At 55.0% G+C, this 18,604-nt stretch carries 17 protein-coding genes; 2 read left to right on the forward strand and 15 right to left on the reverse strand.

Translation table 11 applies throughout. The annotated features are described in order from the left end of the window. Positions 1-22 precede the first annotated feature (22 nt). The 3 genes from fusA to rpsL form a co-directional block, all read right to left on the reverse strand. Entirely contained in the window at positions 23-2,155 is a 2,133-nt protein-coding gene (gene fusA / locus HMPREF0577_RS07360; RefSeq protein ID WP_004013177.1) for an elongation factor G, read from the reverse strand. Between the two features lie 74 nt (positions 2,156-2,229). After that, complete coding sequence (gene rpsG / locus HMPREF0577_RS07365; RefSeq protein ID WP_004013178.1) at positions 2,230-2,700, reverse strand: 30S ribosomal protein S7; 471 nt, start codon at positions 2,698-2,700, stop codon at positions 2,230-2,232. Continuing rightward, positions 2,700-3,074 (reverse strand): 30S ribosomal protein S12, encoded by a 375-nt coding sequence (gene rpsL / locus HMPREF0577_RS07370; protein WP_004013179.1) that lies wholly within the window; start codon positions 3,072-3,074, stop codon positions 2,700-2,702. Before rpsL ends, rpsG begins: the two co-directional genes overlap by 1 nt. Before the next feature lie 289 nt (positions 3,075-3,363). On the opposite strand from rpsL, the gene HMPREF0577_RS07375 reads away from it, so the two are divergent. After that, the gene (locus HMPREF0577_RS07375; RefSeq protein ID WP_004013180.1) at positions 3,364-4,335 is read left to right on the forward strand and encodes a CPBP family intramembrane glutamic endopeptidase; all 972 of its coding nucleotides are present in this window, start codon (positions 3,364-3,366) and stop codon (positions 4,333-4,335) included. Here the strand turns inward: HMPREF0577_RS07375 and HMPREF0577_RS07380 are convergent. From HMPREF0577_RS07380 to HMPREF0577_RS07390, 3 genes are read right to left on the reverse strand one after another with little or no spacing between them, the layout of a single operon-like run. Continuing rightward, entirely contained in the window at positions 4,332-5,081 is a 750-nt protein-coding gene (locus HMPREF0577_RS07380) for a glucosamine-6-phosphate deaminase (protein ID WP_004013181.1), read from the reverse strand. The genes HMPREF0577_RS07375 and HMPREF0577_RS07380 overlap by 4 nt on opposite strands. Positions 5,082-5,119: 38 nt before the next feature. After that, positions 5,120-6,184, reverse strand: coding sequence for a DNA integrity scanning diadenylate cyclase DisA (gene disA, locus HMPREF0577_RS07385; RefSeq protein ID WP_004013182.1), 1,065 nt, complete (start codon positions 6,182-6,184; stop codon positions 5,120-5,122). 16 nt (positions 6,185-6,200) lie between these two features. Then, positions 6,201-6,968: a hypothetical protein gene (locus HMPREF0577_RS07390; protein WP_248613752.1), complete on the reverse strand. Its 768-nt coding sequence runs from the start codon at positions 6,966-6,968 to the stop codon at positions 6,201-6,203. A gap of 88 nt (positions 6,969-7,056) precedes the next feature. Here HMPREF0577_RS07390 and HMPREF0577_RS07395 point away from each other — a divergent pair, with 88 nt between their 5' ends. Further along, a complete protein-coding gene (locus HMPREF0577_RS07395; RefSeq protein ID WP_004013184.1) occupies positions 7,057-7,566 on the forward strand; it encodes a hypothetical protein in 510 nt (169 codons plus the stop codon). A gap of 22 nt (positions 7,567-7,588) precedes the next feature. On the opposite strand, the gene HMPREF0577_RS07400 is transcribed toward HMPREF0577_RS07395, so the two are convergent. The 9 genes from HMPREF0577_RS07400 to rho form a co-directional block, all read right to left on the reverse strand. Next, complete coding sequence (locus HMPREF0577_RS07400) at positions 7,589-8,068, reverse strand: DUF3180 domain-containing protein (protein WP_004013185.1); 480 nt, start codon at positions 8,066-8,068, stop codon at positions 7,589-7,591. After that, the gene (folK, locus tag HMPREF0577_RS07405) at positions 8,068-9,360 is read right to left on the reverse strand and encodes a 2-amino-4-hydroxy-6-hydroxymethyldihydropteridine diphosphokinase (protein ID WP_248613753.1); all 1,293 of its coding nucleotides are present in this window, start codon (positions 9,358-9,360) and stop codon (positions 8,068-8,070) included. The genes HMPREF0577_RS07400 and folK overlap by 1 nt, the downstream gene beginning before the upstream one ends. Positions 9,361-9,410: 50 nt before the next feature. Beyond that, entirely contained in the window at positions 9,411-10,298 is an 888-nt protein-coding gene (gene folP, locus HMPREF0577_RS07410) for a dihydropteroate synthase (RefSeq protein WP_004013187.1), read from the reverse strand. Between the two features lie 11 nt (positions 10,299-10,309). Next, positions 10,310-10,888: a GTP cyclohydrolase I FolE gene (gene folE / locus HMPREF0577_RS07415; RefSeq protein WP_004013188.1), complete on the reverse strand. Its 579-nt coding sequence runs from the start codon at positions 10,886-10,888 to the stop codon at positions 10,310-10,312. Next, the gene (ftsH, locus tag HMPREF0577_RS07420; RefSeq protein WP_004013189.1) at positions 10,885-13,182 is read right to left on the reverse strand and encodes an ATP-dependent zinc metalloprotease FtsH; all 2,298 of its coding nucleotides are present in this window, start codon (positions 13,180-13,182) and stop codon (positions 10,885-10,887) included. The genes folE and ftsH overlap by 4 nt, the downstream gene beginning before the upstream one ends. 100 nt (positions 13,183-13,282) lie before the next feature. Beyond that, entirely contained in the window at positions 13,283-13,834 is a 552-nt protein-coding gene (hpt, locus tag HMPREF0577_RS07425; RefSeq protein WP_004013190.1) for a hypoxanthine phosphoribosyltransferase, read from the reverse strand. Between the two features lie 49 nt (positions 13,835-13,883). Continuing rightward, positions 13,884-15,086: a tRNA lysidine(34) synthetase TilS gene (gene tilS / locus HMPREF0577_RS07430; RefSeq protein WP_004013191.1), complete on the reverse strand. Its 1,203-nt coding sequence runs from the start codon at positions 15,084-15,086 to the stop codon at positions 13,884-13,886. A gap of 19 nt (positions 15,087-15,105) precedes the next feature. Beyond that, the gene (locus tag HMPREF0577_RS07435; protein ID WP_244854443.1) at positions 15,106-16,512 is read right to left on the reverse strand and encodes a C40 family peptidase; all 1,407 of its coding nucleotides are present in this window, start codon (positions 16,510-16,512) and stop codon (positions 15,106-15,108) included. Between the two features lie 234 nt (positions 16,513-16,746). Beyond that, entirely contained in the window at positions 16,747-18,534 is a 1,788-nt protein-coding gene (gene rho, locus HMPREF0577_RS07440) for a transcription termination factor Rho (RefSeq protein WP_004013193.1), read from the reverse strand. Between the last annotated feature and the right edge of the window lie 70 nt (positions 18,535-18,604).

An 18,604-nucleotide genomic window follows, 5' to 3' on the forward strand; every position in this document is an offset into this window, starting at 1 on the left:
CCCGGTTTCAACCCGTTGTTACCTAGGCGCCGCGATTTTCAGAAACGATTTTCTCGGAAATCGACTTTGGAACCTCAGCATAGGAATCGAACTGCATGGTGAACATCGCGCGTCCCTGCGTCTTGGAACGCAAGTCGCCAATGTAACCAAACATCTCCGATAGGGGCACCTTGGCGCGAACAACCTTCACGCCTTGTGCGTCGGTCATAGAAGCAATATTACCGCGCCTCGAGTTCAGGTCGCCAATGACGTCGCCCATGTACTCTTCGGGGGTACGCACCTCTACATCCATAATCGGTTCCAAAATCACCGGACCGGCTTTCTTGGCACCTTCTTTGAAGACCATGTTCCCGGCAATCTTGAAGGCCATTTCCGAGGAGTCCACGTCGTGATAGGCGCCGTCCTCAAGGGTGGCTTTCAAATCCACCAAGGGGAACCCGGCTAGCACCCCAGAAGCCATAGCCTCTTGGATACCCGCGTCCACACTCGGAATGTACTCGCGCGGAATGCGACCACCGGTAACTTTGTCTTCGAAGAGATAGGTTTTGCCTTCGGCCTTTTCCTCTTCGGACAAGGGCTCGAAGGTAACCTGAACCTTGGCGAACTGACCCGAACCACCGGTCTGCTTCTTGTGAGTGTATTCGACCTTTTCTACCTTCTTGGTGATGGTTTCGCGGTAGGCCACCATCGGGGCACCCACATTAGCCTCGACCTTGAACTCGCGGCGCATCCGGTCGACCAGCACGTCGAGGTGCAGTTCGCCCATCCCGCCGATAACAGTCTGGCCAGTTTCATCGTCAAGTTTAACGGTAAAGGTCGGATCCTCTTCCGCCAGTTTCTGGATAGCAATACCCAGTTTCTCTTGATCAGCCTTAGACTTCGGCTCGATAGCCACGTGAATCACCGGATCAGGGAAGGTCATGGATTCCAAAACCACCGGCTTATCAATTGCGCACAGCGTGTCACCTGTAGTGGTCTCCTTCAATCCCACAAAAGCGTAAATATGACCGGCGTGAGCCACGTCCACAGCATTTTCGTGGTTAGAGTGCATCTGGAACAGTTTACCCACGCGTTCCTTCTTGCCCTTGGTAGAGTTCAACACCTGGGTTCCCTGTTCGGCTTTACCGGAGTAGACCCGAACATAGGTTAGCTTGCCATAGAAAGGATGCACCGCAATCTTGAAGGCCAAGGCGGCAAAAGGTTCATTCTCGTCAGGTTTACGAGTCTCAGTTTCGCCATCTTCCTCGTGACCGGGACGGAACCCATTAACCGCACCAATATCCAAAGGTGTGGGCAAGAAATCGATGACCCCATCCAGAACCGGTTGAATCCCTTTATTCTTGAAGGCCGAACCGGCATAGACCGGGTAAATCTCGGAATTGATAGTGCGCTGACGAATCCCCGCCTTAATCTGGTCGAGGGTCAACTGGTCGTTTTCGATATAGGCATCCATCAGCTCTTCGCTGGCTTCGGCTGCTTCTTCCGTCGCTTTCACCAGGTATTCAGCGGCCTTAGCTTTGTATTCCTCGGGAATATCCTTGTATTCCAACACAGAACCCTTGGTTTCCTTGCCATCAGCGTCTTTTTCCGGGAAGTAAATCGCCTTTTGCTGCAAGACATCAACCACGCCGATAAAGTCGGATTCCGCCCCCATCGGGAAGGTGATAACAACCGGCTTGGCGCCCAAGCGATCAACGATGGTTTTGACGGAAAAGTCGAAGTCCGCGCCGAGCTTGTCCATCTTATTCACCAGGCAGATACGCGGCACATTGTACTTGTCGGCCTGACGCCACACGGTTTCGGACTGTGGTTCCACGCCTTCCTTGCCGTCAAATACCGCCACGGCACCGTCAAGGACGCGCAAGGAGCGCTCTACCTCGACAGTGAAGTCCACGTGGCCGGGGGTGTCAATAATGTTGATTTGGTTGTCTTTCCAAAAGCAGGTGGTGGCAGCCGAAGTAATCGTGATGCCACGTTCCTGTTCCTGTTCCATCCAGTCCATGGTGGAAGCCCCATCGTGGGTTTCCCCAATCTTGTAGTTGATACCGGTATAGAACAAAATACGTTCCGTACAGGTGGTTTTGCCGGCATCGATGTGAGCCATGATACCGATGTTACGAACCCTATTCAGGTCGGTTAGCACGTCAAGTGCCACTAGCGTTGTCCCTTCGTTAGTCTCTAAATATTCGTTTCGGTTCCGCCGCAAAAAGTTTGCAGCTTACCGTGCTACTACCAGCGGTAGTGGGCAAAAGCCCGGTTGGCTTCGGCCATCTTGTGTACATCTTCACGGCGCTTTACCGCTGCCCCCAGACCGTTGGAGGCATCTAAGATTTCGTTCATGAGTCGCTCGGTCATGGATTTTTCGCGGCGTTGCCGTGAAAAATCCACGAGCCAACGCAAAGCTAGCGTGGTGGCCCGTCCGGCTTTCACTTCCACGGGCACCTGGTAGGTTGCCCCACCCACACGGCGGGAGCGAACCTCAAGGTGGGGGCGAATATTTTCCATGGCGCGCTTCAAAACCTGAATGGGATCTTGCTCGGTTTTCCGAGCCACGCCTTCCAAAGCTCCGTAAACAATTTTTTGGGCAATGGACTTCTTGCCGTCCAAAAGCACGCGGTTAACCAGTTGTGTAACCAACGGGGAATTGTAAACCGGGTCAGCAATCAGCGGGCGCTTGGGCGCCGGACCTTTACGTGGCATTACTTCTTCTCCTTCTTTGCACCGTACTTGGAACGTCCCTGCTTGCGGTCACGCACCCCCTGGGTGTCGAGTGCCCCGCGCACAATGTGGTAGCGCACCCCCGGCAAGTCTTTCACACGCCCGCCGCGCACCAGCACGATGGAGTGTTCCTGCAGGTTATGCCCCACCCCGGGGATATAAGCGGATACTTCAATGCCCGAGGACAACCGCACACGAGCCACTTTACGCAGCGCCGAGTTAGGTTTTTTCGGGGTAGTGGTGTACACGCGGGTACACACGCCACGACGCTGGGGAGACCCCACCAAGGCCGGGGTCTTCGACTTGGAGCGCTTCGTGGAACGTCCCTTGTGGACGAGCTGTTCAATAGTTGGCACAGTTACTCCGTTTCTTGCAATCTGTTAATTGGGATTTCTGGCTTCCAATCCCCCAGTGGGCACACGACATCGTCTGGGGGCCGGCCCGCCTTCCGTCCGCGTGAAACGGCTGAGGTTGCGTCCGGAACTCCAAACGATAGGAGCCCGCTGTCCTCTCGGGTTTCTCCGAAAGGCTCTGGGTGACTAAAAACAGACACCAAACGGAGATTCTAGCAAAATTCCCTATCGGCTGGCAATTTCGTTTCAATTGCCGCTTCATGAGGTGCCAGCCCAGTACTATGATTAACACATGATTATACCCCAACAATCATCAAAGAATTCCGGCTTGTGGCAACAGGCCACGCTCCTCCCTATCGCCCTGGTGGCGATTGAGATTCTGGTCATTAATGGAGGCATGATTCTGGATATGACCACCAGTGGCACCAGTGATGCGACCCGGGTACTTTTGATGGATTCCCCGCACTGGTTATTGCTCACCGGCTTGGTTTTAGGAGCCTCGGAAATCCTCGCCTATCGGTTCTTGGTAAAACGATTCGCCAAACGCCCGGTCACAGAATTGGGCGCTACCGGTTGTATTAAGGAAACCGCGCTGGGAATTTTGGTGGGATCCGTGCTGGTCAGTCTGCCGATGCTGATACTTTGGGCGCGAGGATTTTGGCGTTTTAACTCTTTTGCCATTAACTCCGGGATTCTCAAAGGCATTGGAATCGGGTTGATAGCCTGTGTTTTCGAAGAGCTCCTCATGCGCGGAGTCTTCCTGAGGCTACTGGAACAAAAGTGGGGAGCCCCCGGAGCACTGGTTGTCACCAGCCTGGTATTTGGGGCTATGCACCTGAGTAATCCCGGCGTTACCTGGCTGGGAGCCTTGACTATCGGTGTCGAAGCCGGGTTCCTACTGGGGACAGCCTACCTGTGGAAACGCCGCCTGTGGTTCCCCATCGGCCTGCACTTTGGGTGGAACGCCATGCAAGCGGCATTTTGGGGTGTCAACGTGTCGGGAACCGGGAAACAAAGCGGGCTACTGGACGGGACACTCCACGGCCCAACTTGGTTAACCGGAGGCAGCGTCGGGATTGAGGGTTCACTGCTAACAGCCGTGATTGGACTGCTTGCAGCCGGGGTGATTTGGAAACTCACGCCACGCGAAGCGCCCGAAATGGCACCTCATGAAACCAAAACCCCCACCGACGAAGTACCCAACACAGGCGAAACCCCCGCCATTACCGCAAGTGAACCCGGCAGACAAACCCAACGCGACTAGAGCAGCCTTGCCGCCCCCGCATCCAGATAAACCCGCACATCCGGGTGGTTTTGCAACACACTCGCGGGGCAATCCGGGCTGACCGGACCGTGAATCATGTCATAGACCGCCTGAGCTTTGTTCTCGCCCATGGCAATCAAACCGATAGCACGCGCCTCCATAATCGTGCCCAAACCCTGAGTGATGCACTGTGTGGGAACCTGGCTCTGGTCACCCCCGAAAAACCGCGCATTATCCGCAATCGTCTGGGGTGCCAAATCCGCCACATGGGTACGGGAATCCAAGGGCGTGCCCGGCTCATTGAAAGCAATGTGTCCATCAGAACCAATCCCCAGGATCTGGAAGTCCACTCCCCCCGCAGCTTTGATATCCAGATCATAGGCCGCCGCAGCATCATCGAGGGTAGCGATACCTGGGTCACCCACCAGATGTGGATTCGGCACCGCCACATTAGCCGAATTCAAGTCCGTGAGCGCCACCAGGTTTTCCTCGATAAAAGTCCGATAGCTCTGTTCGTGACCGACCGGCAACCCCACATATTCATCGAGTTGGAAAGTCCTCACATTCTTCAGGCTAACCGCCCCGATTTCCACCAGGCGACCCAGCACCCGATAAACCTCTAAGGGGGAAGAACCCGTAGCGGTTCCAAGCACTCCATTGGGCTTGTCGCGGAAAACCGCCGCGACACAAGCCGCAAAATCACGCGCCAATTCCTCGGGGGATTCATAAACTGTATATGGCATCATTGCTGGTAAATCTCCTTTAGCTAGTTGGGTTTCACATCTTAGTGCATGCGGTTGAAAGCGGAATTTTCAACCAGTTGCTCCAAACCATCATGAATGATTTGTGCGCGCTGTGGTCCGACCCCATCAATTTCTTGAAGTTCCTCGGTAGAGACCTCCAGCAGTTCCGACAGGGTGCCCCAGCGGCGCGAAATCGCTTCGACGATATGCGCCGGCAGACGGGGAATACGCGCCAACATTCGCAGCCCGCGCGGCAGCAAAGGAGTCTCGAGAATCTCCGAGCCAGCACCGGAAACCCCGATTATGCGCGCCACCAAACCCAAGTCGAGCAGTTCCGCGTCGTCCAATCCCCCCAGGCGATCCACGACTTTTTCCTCCGAAAAACCCTGCGGGATATAGTCGCGAATCAGCAGGGAACGGTTCACCGCAAAACCACGCATCAACTCGGATTGCTGCATTTTGAGCAAGCGACCGTATTCACCGAGCTGAATCAATTGGTCGGAAACTTCGTGACCCACCCGGCGCACCATTTCCTGGCGTTGTACCACCAGGGACACGTCACGTGCCGTCACCATATCGTCAATTTCAAGGGCAGTTAAGGATTCGGAAACCTCGTCAAGACGGTTGCGATATTTCTCTAAGGTAGCAATAGCCAAACTAGTTCGCGACAGCAACGTTTCGGGGTCATCCAAAACATAGCGCCTATTGTCCAGATACAGCGAAATCGCTCGCAGAGAATGCGAAACAGCAATTACCGGGTTCCCAGTTTGCACCGCCACCCGGTGAGCAGTACGGTGGCGCATCCCGGATTCCGTAGTGGGAATGGAAGGGTCGGGCAGCAGCTGGACATTAGCCCGACGAATCCGCCACCGTTCCGGGTCAATAATCACAGCTCCGTCCATTTTGCACAGTTCGCGCAACCTGGTAGCGGAAAACTCGACATCGATTTCAAAGCCATCTGAACACATCCGCTTGATGTGGTCTTCGTATCCCAACACAACCAGTGCCCCCGCCGAGGCTTTGATAACCCGGTCTAACCCGTCGCGCAGCTCCGTCCCGGGAGCCAACATAGTAATAACTTCCCGGAATCTTTGCGCGTCACTCATGGTTTTATCCTAATAGTTATCCAGCGGTTTTGGCAGGGTTTTCACCGGAGTTTTCCGTCTGGGCAGAGGGCGGGGGCGGATCTTGGAGCGCCAACACGGTTTCGGGGTCAACCGCCACCCCATCCCAAATTGCTTGGCTGCGATAGGTTCCCGCCCGCGCCACTTGTGTAGCGGGACTGCAATCCGAGTTGTGCACCATCCCATCCCAGTTCAGGGTCTGTTTCCAGCTTTTCCCGCCAGCCAGTAAAAGCTGCTTGGTGGCAGTCTTTTCCGGTTGACAGCTGGTGGAGTTATAAACAATTTGGTTTCCGGAAACGATTTGTACCCCAGATTTTCGGGGGTCAATCACGACGGTGCAAGGCGTTTTGCTGGCATTTTGAATCTCGAAGGCCATTTTCTCGCCCGTCCCCACATACACCAGGGGCGCGCCGGGAGTAAGGGCAATTTTCAGGTTTGACGCCGCGCAGGGTTTGGGCGGCTCGAAGGTGCGTTCTTCCATGCGAATCTGGTAGGCCCTGTCTTCAGCGGCCTGGTTTTTTTGCCAACGCTCAAGGGCAGCCACGCTGGAGCGAATTACCATCACAATTGCGATGATAACCACCACCACCAACGCCAAAATCATCAGAGCAATAATCCGATTGCGTCGAATTTGAGCGGGGGTGTATTTGCGACGCACCGCAGGTTTCGCGCCAGGTTTCGCGCCAGGTTTCGCGCCAGGTTTCGCACCCGAAGGCCGGCGCGAGGAGGAACCCGAGGGCTTCGCTGAGGAGGTTTTTTTAGACACCACTTTTCAAAGTTTAGGCGCGAGCGCGGTTTTTCTCCGGTTCCACGCCGTGCTTTGCTAGAATCGTCCGTAGACAAAGGAGTGTGCTATGCCATCACATGACAACCCCAAGACTCGACGTTTCCCATTTGTTCCCAACGCGCGCCAGCAATCCGTTACTTTGTTTGGCACCTTGGTGGTTTTTCTGTGGTACGCCATCCCGGATTTCATAACTGAAAAAAAGGCGCGCTTTTTCACCCGCCTAGCGGCTCTGGGCGGTCTCGCGGGAGTATTTGCTGCGATAACAAAGAATACCGTCAACGAAGTGCGCCGTGACTTCACTATGGAAAGCCCAGACGAGGAAGCCTGGGAAATGAATTCGAATACGGTGCAGCTAACGCGCGAGAACTTGAATGTGCCGATGCTGGTGCTGCTGTTCAGCTTCGGGGGTGCTATCATCACGGGTTCTATTTGGATAGAAACTTGGCTGTTTCGGCGCGGGGAGCGTCGGCGACGCGAGGGGGTGCGTTTCGCCCACACTCGTCAAGCGATTCCCCTCGGGTTGCTTTTCGGCGCGGTTAATCTTCTCGACGACTCCGCTAGTAGACAGGTTTCATGAGGCGCCACTCCGGGTTTCACTCTTAGGCGGGGGCTCGAACCATCCCGGATGGGGGTGGGGACTTGGGATCATTAGGATTTATAGTGCAGATTTTCTCGACCAAGATTCCGGTTATAACCATCAACACCGCGCCCCCCAGCGCCATGATTTTCGCGCCCAACAGTGCCTCCAAGGCTTCATTGGTCAAGTGGAGCAGCAAATTTACCGTTTGGCCGCCGAAAAATCCTCCCAATATGGCTCCGACATGGGATAAAGCTAAAGCCAGAGCCGCGACTCGTGAAGCGCCAACCGCCGTAATCCACGTCTTCTTACGAGACTTAAACCGTTTAACGTGCCACCCCAACCACCCGGCGAACCCGCAGATAACCACGCTAGCCAACCCGAAATCGTAGCCGCCGACAGGCAGGCTCAGCCCCCGGTTCAGCATCCCCCCGAAAACCGCCGCTGTCACCACCCCCACGCCGAGGGCGAGACCCAGTAACACCAGCGGACGTGAGTGCATCAGCGTGCCTCGTGTTTACGTACGCGCTGCCAATCCGGGGTGACGGGGGTGCTGGGGGCGGTACCGGGTTCATGAGGTGCTGGCGCAGATGCACCCGTTTCTTGAATCGAACCGGGGGGAGAATAAATGTCCCCGGCCACATCGTCCACAACCCGCTGGGCGGCGGGTGTCCCCAAAGCGGCCCGCCACGACGGTAAGCCAAAGTCAGCGGCTTCGCTGGGGGGCGGGCCGGCGGGAGTCCCCAAAACACTGGCCGTCTCGGTAGCAGCCTCAGGTGAAGCTGGAGCCACAGCAGTCTTGCCGGGTTCTTCCGGATGGGGTTCGCGGGAATCAGCACGGGGGGTGTCTAGCCAGTCGAGCCACAGATTCACAATCCCCTCGCGGTCCTGGGCGGCGGCTAATTCTGCTACGGGTTGTCCCTCCAGGCGAGCTGTCGCATCCAGCTCCAGCCACGGCACCAACACAAAGGCACGCGAGGCAGCACGCGGATGCGGCAAGGTCAAACTGGGGTGGTCTGATTCCAATCCTTCTACCGCGATAATGTCGATATCCAAGGTGCGTGCTGCCCACCGCGAGGGACGCTTCCGGTGGTGGTTTTGTTCCAAGTGCTGCGCCAAATCCAACAGCTCGGCGGCGGAAAGCCGGGACACCACCCGCACCACCGCATTGTAGTAATCCGGTTGCGGAGCCTGGTTCTTAGCCAGCACGGGACGGGTGCGTGCTAGAGGCGAGACTTGGACTTCTAAGAACTCGGGGACACTTTGTAAATCAGCTACGACTTCCCGCAAGGTTCGCACCGGATCCCCCAGATTCGCCCCCAAGGCTAAGACCGCTACTCGGGGTTTATTCGGGCGAACTGTCAAATCCGCTGGTAGCAAAGTCGCCTCATTTTCAAAGTCTTCGCGGGTGCGGTGGATACAGATGGAAACGTCTTGAAATTCAACATCCAAAGGAGCATGTGGCTTATGCACAGTGACATCAACGGCCAAAATTTGTTCGTCTTCAAGGATGCGCATTGCGATATTATCAGCCAGGCGTTCAATCAAAGCCCGGCTTTTACCGCCAAGCACGGCCTGGACTTTCGTGGCTACCTCGGAGTAATCCACCGTCAGAGCCAAATCATCGACTCGGGCGGCGGGACGGGAGTCGAACCACAGGGACACATCCACCAGAAAATCTTGGGGCTGGTGGTGTTCAAAATCCAATACGCCGTGAATTGCCAGGGTGTGAATCCCTCGCAACGTGATGCAATCTCCCGTAAGCGGATGTGCCTGGTGTTGTTGCTTAGTCACGCTCAGCCTCCTGAACCCTTGAAACACACTGCAGTAATACAGCGGTAATCCTAGTTTTGGACTGGGAATTCACGGCATTCCGACATTTTTCGCAAGGCACGAATCCCCATCGCTATCGTTTCCACCTGGTGTACCCGCACTGCCCACACGCCTTTGAGGGCGCAATATAAGGATAGCAGCGCCGTGACTTCGTCACGAGGGTGGCGACCCGGGATACTGGTTTCGAATCCCGCCAGGAAACGTTTACGCGAAACTCCCACCAAAACCGGAAAGCCCTGCGCCAAAAAAGCCTCCAGATTTGCCAAAATATTCCAGTCTTGATCGCCTTGTTTGGAAAATCCGAAACCGGGATCGAGGATGACCCGACCAAGGTCTATGTCGCCGCGCTGGCGCATCACTGCGACGCGTTCCTGAACCTCTTGGAGTACTTCCCGGTGAGGATTGTCGTAAATTGCCATCCGGTTGGCATCCTTGAGGTGGCCACGCCAATGCTGACATATATAGCTGAGCTGCGGATGTTGCGCTTGCAGGGCTGCCACGGTGTCGAACATGTCCGGATCCGTCAGTCCCCCGCTAACATCATTGATGATGAGCGCTCCCGCTGCAGCGGCAGCGCGGGCAGTTTCGGCGTGTCTAGTGTCGCATGAAATCAGGGCACCGTTGGCGGCCAAGGCTTCGATTACTGGTACCACCCGTGCGGTTTCTTCCTGGGGGGAAACCGGGTCATTTCCGGGGGCAGTGGATTCTCCACCCACGTCGATTAGGTCAGCTCCGGCGGCCAACAGTTCCTGGCCATGAGCTACGGCGGCATCCGTGTCGAGCCATTTCCCCCCGTCGGAGAAAGAATTCGGGGTCACGTTCAGTACCCCCATAACCAGGGTTTTCCCGGGTCGCAGATATTCTGGGGTCACTTGCTTGACAGTGTGGTCAGGGTTCATGAGGTGCCGGCCTAATCTCGAGACAGAATCAAACTCATAGCTTCCGAACGGGTAACTTGGGAGCTTTGCATCACCCCGCGTACAGCCGAGGTGGTGGTTCTGGCTCCGGGTTTTTTGACCCCGCGTACCGTCATGCACATGTGTTCGGCCTGTAATACTACTATCACTCCCAGCGGGTCGAGCACTTCCCACAAGGCCTGCGAGATTTGCTCGGTGAGGCGTTCTTGAACCTGTAAACGGTGGGCATAACCATCCACTAGACGCGCTAGTTTAGACAACCCCGTGACTCGTTTACCCTTCGGGATATAGCCCACATGGGCGTGTCCAAAGAAGGGCAACAGGTGATGTTCACAGGTGGAGTTGAAGGGAATGTCTTTAACTAAAATCAGGTCATTGTGATCGACGGGAAACAAACGCCGCAGGTGTTCTTTGGGATCCTCACGGTAGCCTTCCAACAGTTCCGCAAATGAGCGTCCCAGTCGCGCCGGGGTTTCTATCAGGCCTTCTCGCTGGGGATCTTCACCGACGGCGGCAAGCAAATCCCGCACGGCTTGTTCCACTTTGGCAGCATCGTATTTACGTACAGTCATTGTTTAGCCTCCCCGGAAGGTGTTGTTGAGCTGGGATTACTCGGCGGTAGGGGTGGAAAATCGTGGGAATCCTGAGAGGAAGGGTTGGTGGTATAAGGTTCTTCTTCGTCGAGAATCCGGATCTCGTCAGCCGGGGGTTTCGGGGGCTGCGCTGGATTCGGAGCGTCACTCGAGATAGAACCAGTCGTAGGGGTGGAGTTTACCTCTTCCGGGTTGAAAGGCACTGTCCCCCCCAAACCAGCTTCGGCCAACGGACGGTTCGCGGCATCAAGCGCAAAGTTACCGCTGGTGGCTTCAAGGGCTTTAGCGGTTCGAATCCGTACCGCCTCGGGGATTTCTATCGGTTCACGATTCGCGGCTTCCAGCCCGGGATAGGACTGCCATGTTCCGCGTTTTGCCGACTTGGTCACGCCCGCAAAGATTTCGGCCAAGGCTTTTTCGTCCAGGGTTTCTTCTTCGAGCAGGCGCCTGGCCAATTCATCGAGAATATCGCGGTTATTTTCGATAATCCACCAGGCTTCACGGTGAGCTGCTTCCATAAGCTGCTGAATCTCTTGGTCGATAGTGGCCGCCGTGGTATCAGAGTACCCCGGCCCCCTACCATATTCCATCCCCACAAAAGGCTCATCATGGGAACTACCGTACTTCACTGTTCCCAAGCCCGCAGATAATCCCCATCTGGTAACCATTTTTCGGGCAATCTCGGTGGCTTTTTCAATATCATTAGCCGCCCCGGTGGAAGGATCACGAAACACGATTTCCTCCACCACTCGACCGCCCATGGCGTAAACCAGTTGGTCGAGCAACTGATTGCGAGTCTCGGAATAGCGATCTTCAGTGGGCATCACCATGGTGTAACCCAGCGCCCGCCCGCGCGGTAAAATTGTCACTTTAGTAACTGGATCGGAATAGTTCGAGGCTGCCGCGCAAAGAGCGTGCCCGCCCTCGTGATAGGCAGTTACCAGCTTGTCGTGGTCATTCATAATCCGGGAGTGTTTCTGGGGTCCGGCCACCACTCGATCCACAGCTTCATCGAGGTCGCTAGCATTGATTTCTTCCCGCGTGTGACGCGCTGCTAACAGTGCGGCTTCGTTCAAAACATTAGCCAAATCAGCCCCGGTGAATCCGGGAGTACGTTTCGCTAGGGCTTTCAAGTCAGTGTCTTTACTCAGGGGTTTGTTCTTGGCGTGTACTGTCAAGATAGCTTCGCGCCCCTTGATATCAGGAGCTTCCACCGCTACTTGCCGGTCAAAACGTCCCGGGCGCAGCAAGGCGGGATCAAGCACATCGGGACGGTTGGTAGCCGCAATCAGGATTACATTGGTACGCTCGTCGAAGCCGTCCATTTCCACCAATAGCTGATTGAGGGTTTGCTCGCGTTCATCATGGCCTCCCCCCATACCGGTGCCCCGGTGACGTCCTACCGCGTCGATTTCATCGACGAAAATAATCGCGGGAGCAGCATTACGGGCTTGCTCAAATAAATCCCGCACTCGAGAGGCTCCCATACCCACAAACATTTCCACGAATTCCGAGCCACTCATGGAAAAGAAGGGCACCCCAGCTTCCCCCGCTACTGCTTTAGCCAATAGGGTTTTCCCGGTGCCCGGAGGGCCATAGAGCAACACGCCTTTGGGAATTTTCGCACCCAGCTTATGGAATTTATCTGGTTCAGCCAAGAATTCTTTGATTTCTTGCAGCTCCTCTACGGCTTCATTCACCCCGGCCACATCCGCAAAAGTAACCTTGGTTTCATCCTCTTTATTAAATTTCCGTGCCCGAGATTTCCCGAATCCTAAGGAGCTAATTCCACCACTCATCCGCGAAGCGAACCAGAAGAACAGGCCGAACAATAGCAACATCGGAATCATCAGTGTCAGCATGCCCTCCCACCAAGTGGAGACCGGGTAAATCGAGTCGTAACCCTTCTGGGGGTCAGCCTTTGCTACGGCGGTGGCCACAGTTTCCGCTTGAGGTCGCACATAGGTGAACACGACTTCTTTGCCCACTACCGGGTCAGGCTTGATTCCGAACAGACCTTCCTTGGGTAGATAGCGTTTAGGACGTTTATAATCCTTGGTCAAGGTCATCGACACAGTTTGAGTGCCGTCATTAATCACGACTTTTTCCACAGTGTGGCTCGCCAACAAATCGATGCCCTCCGCAGTGGTGATGCGTTTGGGACCAGACCCGACCGAAATCATCATAATAACTGCTAGTACCGCCAGTACTACCAGCAGGGTTATCCACCCGGTGAGCCGCCTTTTTTTGGCAAGTTTTGGACTATGTTCCATTTTCCCGTTTTCTTTCGATTTACTAGACCCCCTAAGCCTATCAAGTCCGCCGGGATGAAAATAACCCTAAGTTGACACCTCTGTCTCGAGACAACTAGAGCTACTCGTAGACGTGGGGGGCTAAAAGTCCTACAAATGGCAGATTGCGGTATTTTTCCGCATAGTCCAGACCGTAGCCCACCACGAACTCGTTGGGAATATCGAAACCTACATAACGCGGACTAATGGTGGTCTTGGCTGCGTCAGGTTTGCGCAACAAAGCCGCAATGTTAAGCGAAGCGCAACCGCGACCCCGCAAGTTAGACTCTAGCCATGACAGTGTCAAACCCGAATCGATAATGTCTTCGACTATCAAAACGTGGCGGTCTTTGATGTCAGTGTCCAAATCCTTCAAAATCCGCACCACCCCCGAAGACTTAGTCCCGGAACCGTACGAGGAAACCGCCATCCAGTCCATCGCTACCGGGGTGTGGAGTTTGCGGGCTAAATCAGCCATCACCATAACCGCGCCACGCAGCACCCCCACCAAGAGGATTTCATGGCCAACATAGTCTTGGTCGATTACAGCCGCCATCTGTGCTAGGCGGTTTTGAATTTGTGCTTCGGTCAGCAAAATCTTTTGGAGGTCACTGCCCATGTCATTGGCATCCATCAGGTTCCTTTCTAAATTTACTACTTGATTCTAGACCGTTTTCAAGGGACTAATTACCAGTCTTTCTAAACACAATCTGGCCGTTCTCCCTAGACACTTGAACTCCGGGCAAATCCAGCGGCCCTTGCCCGTGCCAATCATGCACTAAATCTGTCACGGATTCGAGATGCTCCATGGTAACATCCCCCGCTCGCATTCCCGCCCAGCGTCCAGCCCGATACATTACGCGACGCAGGATTGGGCGCGGCACGATTCTTGCTTTTCCTATTCCCGAAAAATCGAGTCTCAAAGGTTGTCCCACATCCCACGTAGCCTCGTCCATAAAGACTTTATCTAATACCTCAGCGGCTTCTACTTGCAGATACATCTCGTCGCTATAGGCTTGCTCGGCTAAACGTGCCAGCGCGGGAGCAGGGTCTTGTCCCAAAGCTCGCCGTAATTCCGGTAAAACGCGTTGACGTATCGCCACACGCGGCAAAGCCTCGCCCGCTGCGGTTTTAGCCTCAGATTCCAGTTCATTGGTGGGGTCGTGGGCAGGAATAAGCCCGGCTTGGCGACACGCCTCGTGGGTAGTCTCCCGGCGCACCCCCAATAGTGGGCGCGAAATCCACACCAGGACATCCTCGTCGTTTTTGACAGAGTTCTCCGGGGGTTCTTCACGCCGAGGTAATCCGCTGGTGGAATCCAGCATGTCAACTGGCCACATCGCTGACAGCGCCAACAGGGAGGCACCGCGCCCCAGCCGTAACAACACGGTTTCGGCCTGGTCATCCAGGGTGTGTCCCGTGAAGAAATGGATGCTCTTTAGCTTGCGTTCGCGCGCGATACTCAGTGCTGCTCGCGTCATGAGGCGCCATCGCATTTCCCGGGCGCTCCCCTCGGGTCCTGCGCCGGTCTCCGGAATCTGAGCGCGAAGCACTTTCGCTTGAGCATAGCCCAAATCCCGAGCACACTTAGCCGCCGCAGCGGCCTCGCTTGCCGATTCGGCACGCCACTCATGATCTACCGTTAACGCCACCAGATTACCCGCTGGAACCCGCCGCGTCGCTGCCCGCAACAAACCCGCCGCCAAAGCCAGCGAATCCGGGCCGCCGGAAAGTGCCACCACCAGCAAGGTATCGGTATAGTCGTCGTCCCCCAGACAGTCTTTCAATACGAGTTGAATTTCACCCAGAGCCCCGCCAGCGTCGTGGTTCCACAGCTCCTTGCTTCGACCGGTTGCCGAAATGTAGGGAGCAATCGCGTCAGTCATGAAATAAGCCTATAACAATTCAGAGTCGCGCTACATAAGGCATGATTTTATTCACGCTGTAAAGCGGCACTACCGTAATTGTTTGCCCCGGTCTGGGGGCGTGGAGTAATTTGCCATCACCGGCGTAAATCCCGACGTGATAGACCCCGGCGGCGGTTCCATCCGAAGAGAAAAAGATTAAATCCCCCGGCTGGCGCTCCGCATAAGAGATATTCGCCAAGCTGGAGTATTGCCCCGAAGCGACGCGCGCTATCGAAAAACCGAGGTCTCTCATTCCGGCATATATCAAGCCGGAGCAATCATAGCCATTCGGGCCGCTGCCACCCCAAATGTAGGGCAGGCCCACTTTGCCATACGCCCAGCTCAACAAGGCGGAACCGACTCCCTGAGAAGCAGCGGCACTGGGGGCAATACTCGCGGGCTTCTTTTCGATTTCTTCGGCTTGTTTAGCGGCGCTAACAGCACGGTCTTGGGCAAGTTGCGCCGCCTGCTGTGCCCGGATTCGTTCTTGGGCATCAGCGCGAGCCTTCGCCGCAGCGGCTTCCTGAGCCTTGCGAGCCGCCTCAGCTTGGCGTTGGGCACGGATTTGCGCTTCGCGTAATTCTTGAGCCTTCTTGCGTTCGGCCTCGCGAGCCGCCCGAGCTGCTTCCTCTTGGCGTTTCTTTTCGGCAGCGGCGGCTAAGGCGGCTTGTCTAGCCGCTTCAGCTTTGGCTTGACGCTCACGTTCCTGAGCGAGGCTAATTTCTCGGGCACGCGCCAGCTCAGCGATAATCTGTTCACGTTGCGCCGAAGCCCTTTCGAGGTCTTTCACCGCTTCCTGGGCGCGAGCTCGGGCTTTTTTCTCTGTTTCTTCCAGGTTCTTAGCGGCCAGTTTTTTGCCTTGCACGGCTTGATTGGCTTTTTCTTGCAAAACCTCCGCCACATTTTTCAAGGCGGTAAGGCTCTGTACCTGAGCATCAGCCTTGGCACCTAAGATGTTATTAACTTCCTGCTTGAGCGCCTGGGTGTGGAAGGCATCGGTTTCGGTAATAGTTTCGAAATCAGCCAAATTGTGATGTTCTTGCCGATACTTCGCCACCGCCAGCAACCCCAGTTTGGCTTTAGCTGACTCGGCGGCTAGAGCGGCTTCCTTGGCTTTGCTTATGGCTGCTTTAGCGCTAGTTTCAGCGGCTTGCAGCTCATCAAAGGCTTGGGCATAGGCAGCGGCAGTCTGGTCTACAGCCAAGGCAGCCTTTTCAGCTTTGACACGGTTTTGCGCAATCTGGCTTTCAAGTTTAGCAATCTTATCCGATTTGCTTTCCGGAGCGGCAGTGGCTGGGGGTAAAGCCACTCCACACCAGCTAAACGCAGCGAGAACCGCGCCGACCATGAGGCGTTTCTGCCACGTTTTGAGCGATGTTCCGGTTCCTAGAGTTTCACAAATCAAGATATCCTCCCCGAGAGTCAACTTCCTTAACTCTAACACCATTAAACACATTTGGCACCAAAGTTAACTTAAGTTAATAATTTCCCCAATTTTATCTACAACATCACGAGTAACATCTGTAACAGCTGGGCTTAACTTAAAGGGTGGACCGGTGTCAATCAGAGTGCAGAAATGTTTGGCGCGGCTCTGAAAAAGAGCCGCGCCAAATTATTCCTAAACTAAACCAGCGGTGTCTTACTCGGCCGGGGTGGTCTTGGCCACCACCATCAAAAACTCGGCATTAGACTGGGTGTCCTTTAGCTTCTTCAACACCAGTTCGGTGGCCGCCTGGGTTTCCAGTCCGGCCATCAAACGACGCAAGCGCCACATAATAGCCAGTTCTTCTTTAGTCAACAGTACCTCTTCATGGCGAGTGCCCGAAGCATTGACATCCACCGCCGGATAGATGCGCTTTTCAGACAGCTCCCGAGACAGACGCAATTCCATATTGCCCGTGCCCTTGAATTCCTCGAAGATTACCTCGTCCATCTTGGAACCGGTTTCAACCAGGGCAGTGGCCAAAATCGTCAGCGACCCACCATTTTCCACATTACGCGCCGCCCCAAAGAAACGCTTGGGCGGATACAGCGCCGAGGCATCCACCCCACCGGAAAGAATCCGTCCGGAAGCGGGAGCCGCCAGATTATAAGCCCGCCCCAATCTAGTGATGGAATCGAGCAAAACCACTACATCCCCACCCAGTTCCACCAGGCGTTTAGCACGTTCAATCGCCAGTTCCGCCACGGTCGTATGTTCATTAGCGGGTCGGTCGAAAGTCGAAGCAATAACTTCACCCTTTACAGTGCGTTGCATATCGGTGACTTCTTCGGGACGCTCATCAACCAAAACCACCATGATGTGGACTTCCGGATTATTAATGGAGATCGCATTCGCAATCTGTTGCAAAATAATGGTTTTACCGGCTTTCGGAGGCGAGACAATCAAACCTCGCTGTCCTTTACCGATTGGAGCCACCAGGTCAATCACCCGCGAGGTTACCGCCTTAGCATTGGTCTCTAAACGCAGTTGCTCATCTGGATACAAGGGAGTAAGTTTCTCGAACTGCACCCGCCCCTGTGCTTCTTCAACCGTCAACCCATTGACAGACTCCAGGTGCACCAACGCATTGTGTTTCACACGCTGTACTTCGCCCTCGCGAGGTTTACGAATCGCTCCCACAATGGCATCCCCGGGACGCAGTCCCCAGCGACGTACCTGCCCCAAAGTAACGTAAACATCATTGGATCCAGGCAGATATCCCGAAGTGCGCACAAAAGCGTGGTTTTCCTTTATATCCAAGATACCTGCAATAGGCAGCATTTCTTCCGGACTCAGTTCCTCGCCGCCACTAGAAGAACTACCATTATCGTTTTCATCCCGCTCGCGACCCCGATTGCGGTTACGATTGCGGTTACGGCCACGTTCCTGGTTGCGGTTGCGTCGCTCAAAACGCTCGGAGCGTTCCTGGTTAAACTCCCTCTTAGCACTGGCCTCATTAGCTACCGCTTCCAAAACCGGGATACTTTCCAATTCTTCCATGCTGGCATCAAGCGACTCTTTTTTACTCGGAGCCGCCCCCAAATCATGTTCCAGCGCTGCTTTAACATCAAGCTTCACCTCAGATTCATGCTCGGGTTCCCCCGCTGGTGCCGAGGCACGCCGCCGAGTACGTCCCCGAGTAGGCAGCGTTTCCGGCGAGTCTTCCTTTCCACTTTCCTTGAGGTTTTCCTTAGCGTCCCTTTTTCCGCTTTCTTTCGAGAGCTGCTCTAAGTTATCCTTGACACCGGCCGGTGCCGATTCCGATTCTTGGGGGGAACCAGCCTCGGCCTGCTTCGAACCGAAACCTTGAGCCATCTGGTTTTCTTGGATAGCCTCAATAAGTTGGGGTTTGCGCGCCTGCGAGATTCCCCTTATTCCCAGCGACTTTGCCAACTCGCGCAGTTCGCCCAGTTTCATTGCAGCAAATGATTGATTATCGTTCACCAGTTTCCTTATCTTAGGAGGAGATAGAATACAACTTCCCCGGGTGAAGACTCGGGGCGCACTGATTCCG

It is taken from the genome of Mobiluncus mulieris ATCC 35243 (genome assembly GCF_000160615.1).
GTDB lineage: Bacteria > Actinomycetota > Actinomycetes > Actinomycetales > Actinomycetaceae > Mobiluncus > Mobiluncus mulieris.

What these genes read in the sequence shown, in the direction of transcription:
- rpsG (WP_004013178.1), bottom strand. Translation starts at nt 2,700, where the DNA reads ATGCCACGTAAAGGTCCGGCGCCCAAGCGCCCGCTGATTGCTGACCCG.
- folP (WP_004013187.1), bottom strand. Translation starts at nt 10,298, where the DNA reads ATGAACCCTGACCACACTGTCAAGCAAGTGACCCCAGAATATCTGCGA.
- HMPREF0577_RS07380 (WP_004013181.1), bottom strand. Translation starts at nt 5,081, where the DNA reads ATGATGCCATATACAGTTTATGAATCCCCCGAGGAATTGGCGCGTGAT.
- disA (WP_004013182.1), bottom strand. Translation starts at nt 6,184, where the DNA reads ATGAGTGACGCGCAAAGATTCCGGGAAGTTATTACTATGTTGGCTCCC.
- hpt (WP_004013190.1), bottom strand. Translation starts at nt 13,834, where the DNA reads ATGGATGCCAATGACATGGGCAGTGACCTCCAAAAGATTTTGCTGACC.
- HMPREF0577_RS07375 (WP_004013180.1), top strand. Translation starts at nt 3,364, where the DNA reads ATGATTATACCCCAACAATCATCAAAGAATTCCGGCTTGTGGCAACAG.
- HMPREF0577_RS07395 (WP_004013184.1), top strand. Translation starts at nt 7,057, where the DNA reads ATGCCATCACATGACAACCCCAAGACTCGACGTTTCCCATTTGTTCCC.
- HMPREF0577_RS07400 (WP_004013185.1), bottom strand. Translation starts at nt 8,068, where the DNA reads ATGCACTCACGTCCGCTGGTGTTACTGGGTCTCGCCCTCGGCGTGGGG.
- folE (WP_004013188.1), bottom strand. Translation starts at nt 10,888, where the DNA reads ATGACTGTACGTAAATACGATGCTGCCAAAGTGGAACAAGCCGTGCGG.
- ftsH (WP_004013189.1), bottom strand. Translation starts at nt 13,182, where the DNA reads ATGGAACATAGTCCAAAACTTGCCAAAAAAAGGCGGCTCACCGGGTGG.
- tilS (WP_004013191.1), bottom strand. Translation starts at nt 15,086, where the DNA reads ATGACTGACGCGATTGCTCCCTACATTTCGGCAACCGGTCGAAGCAAG.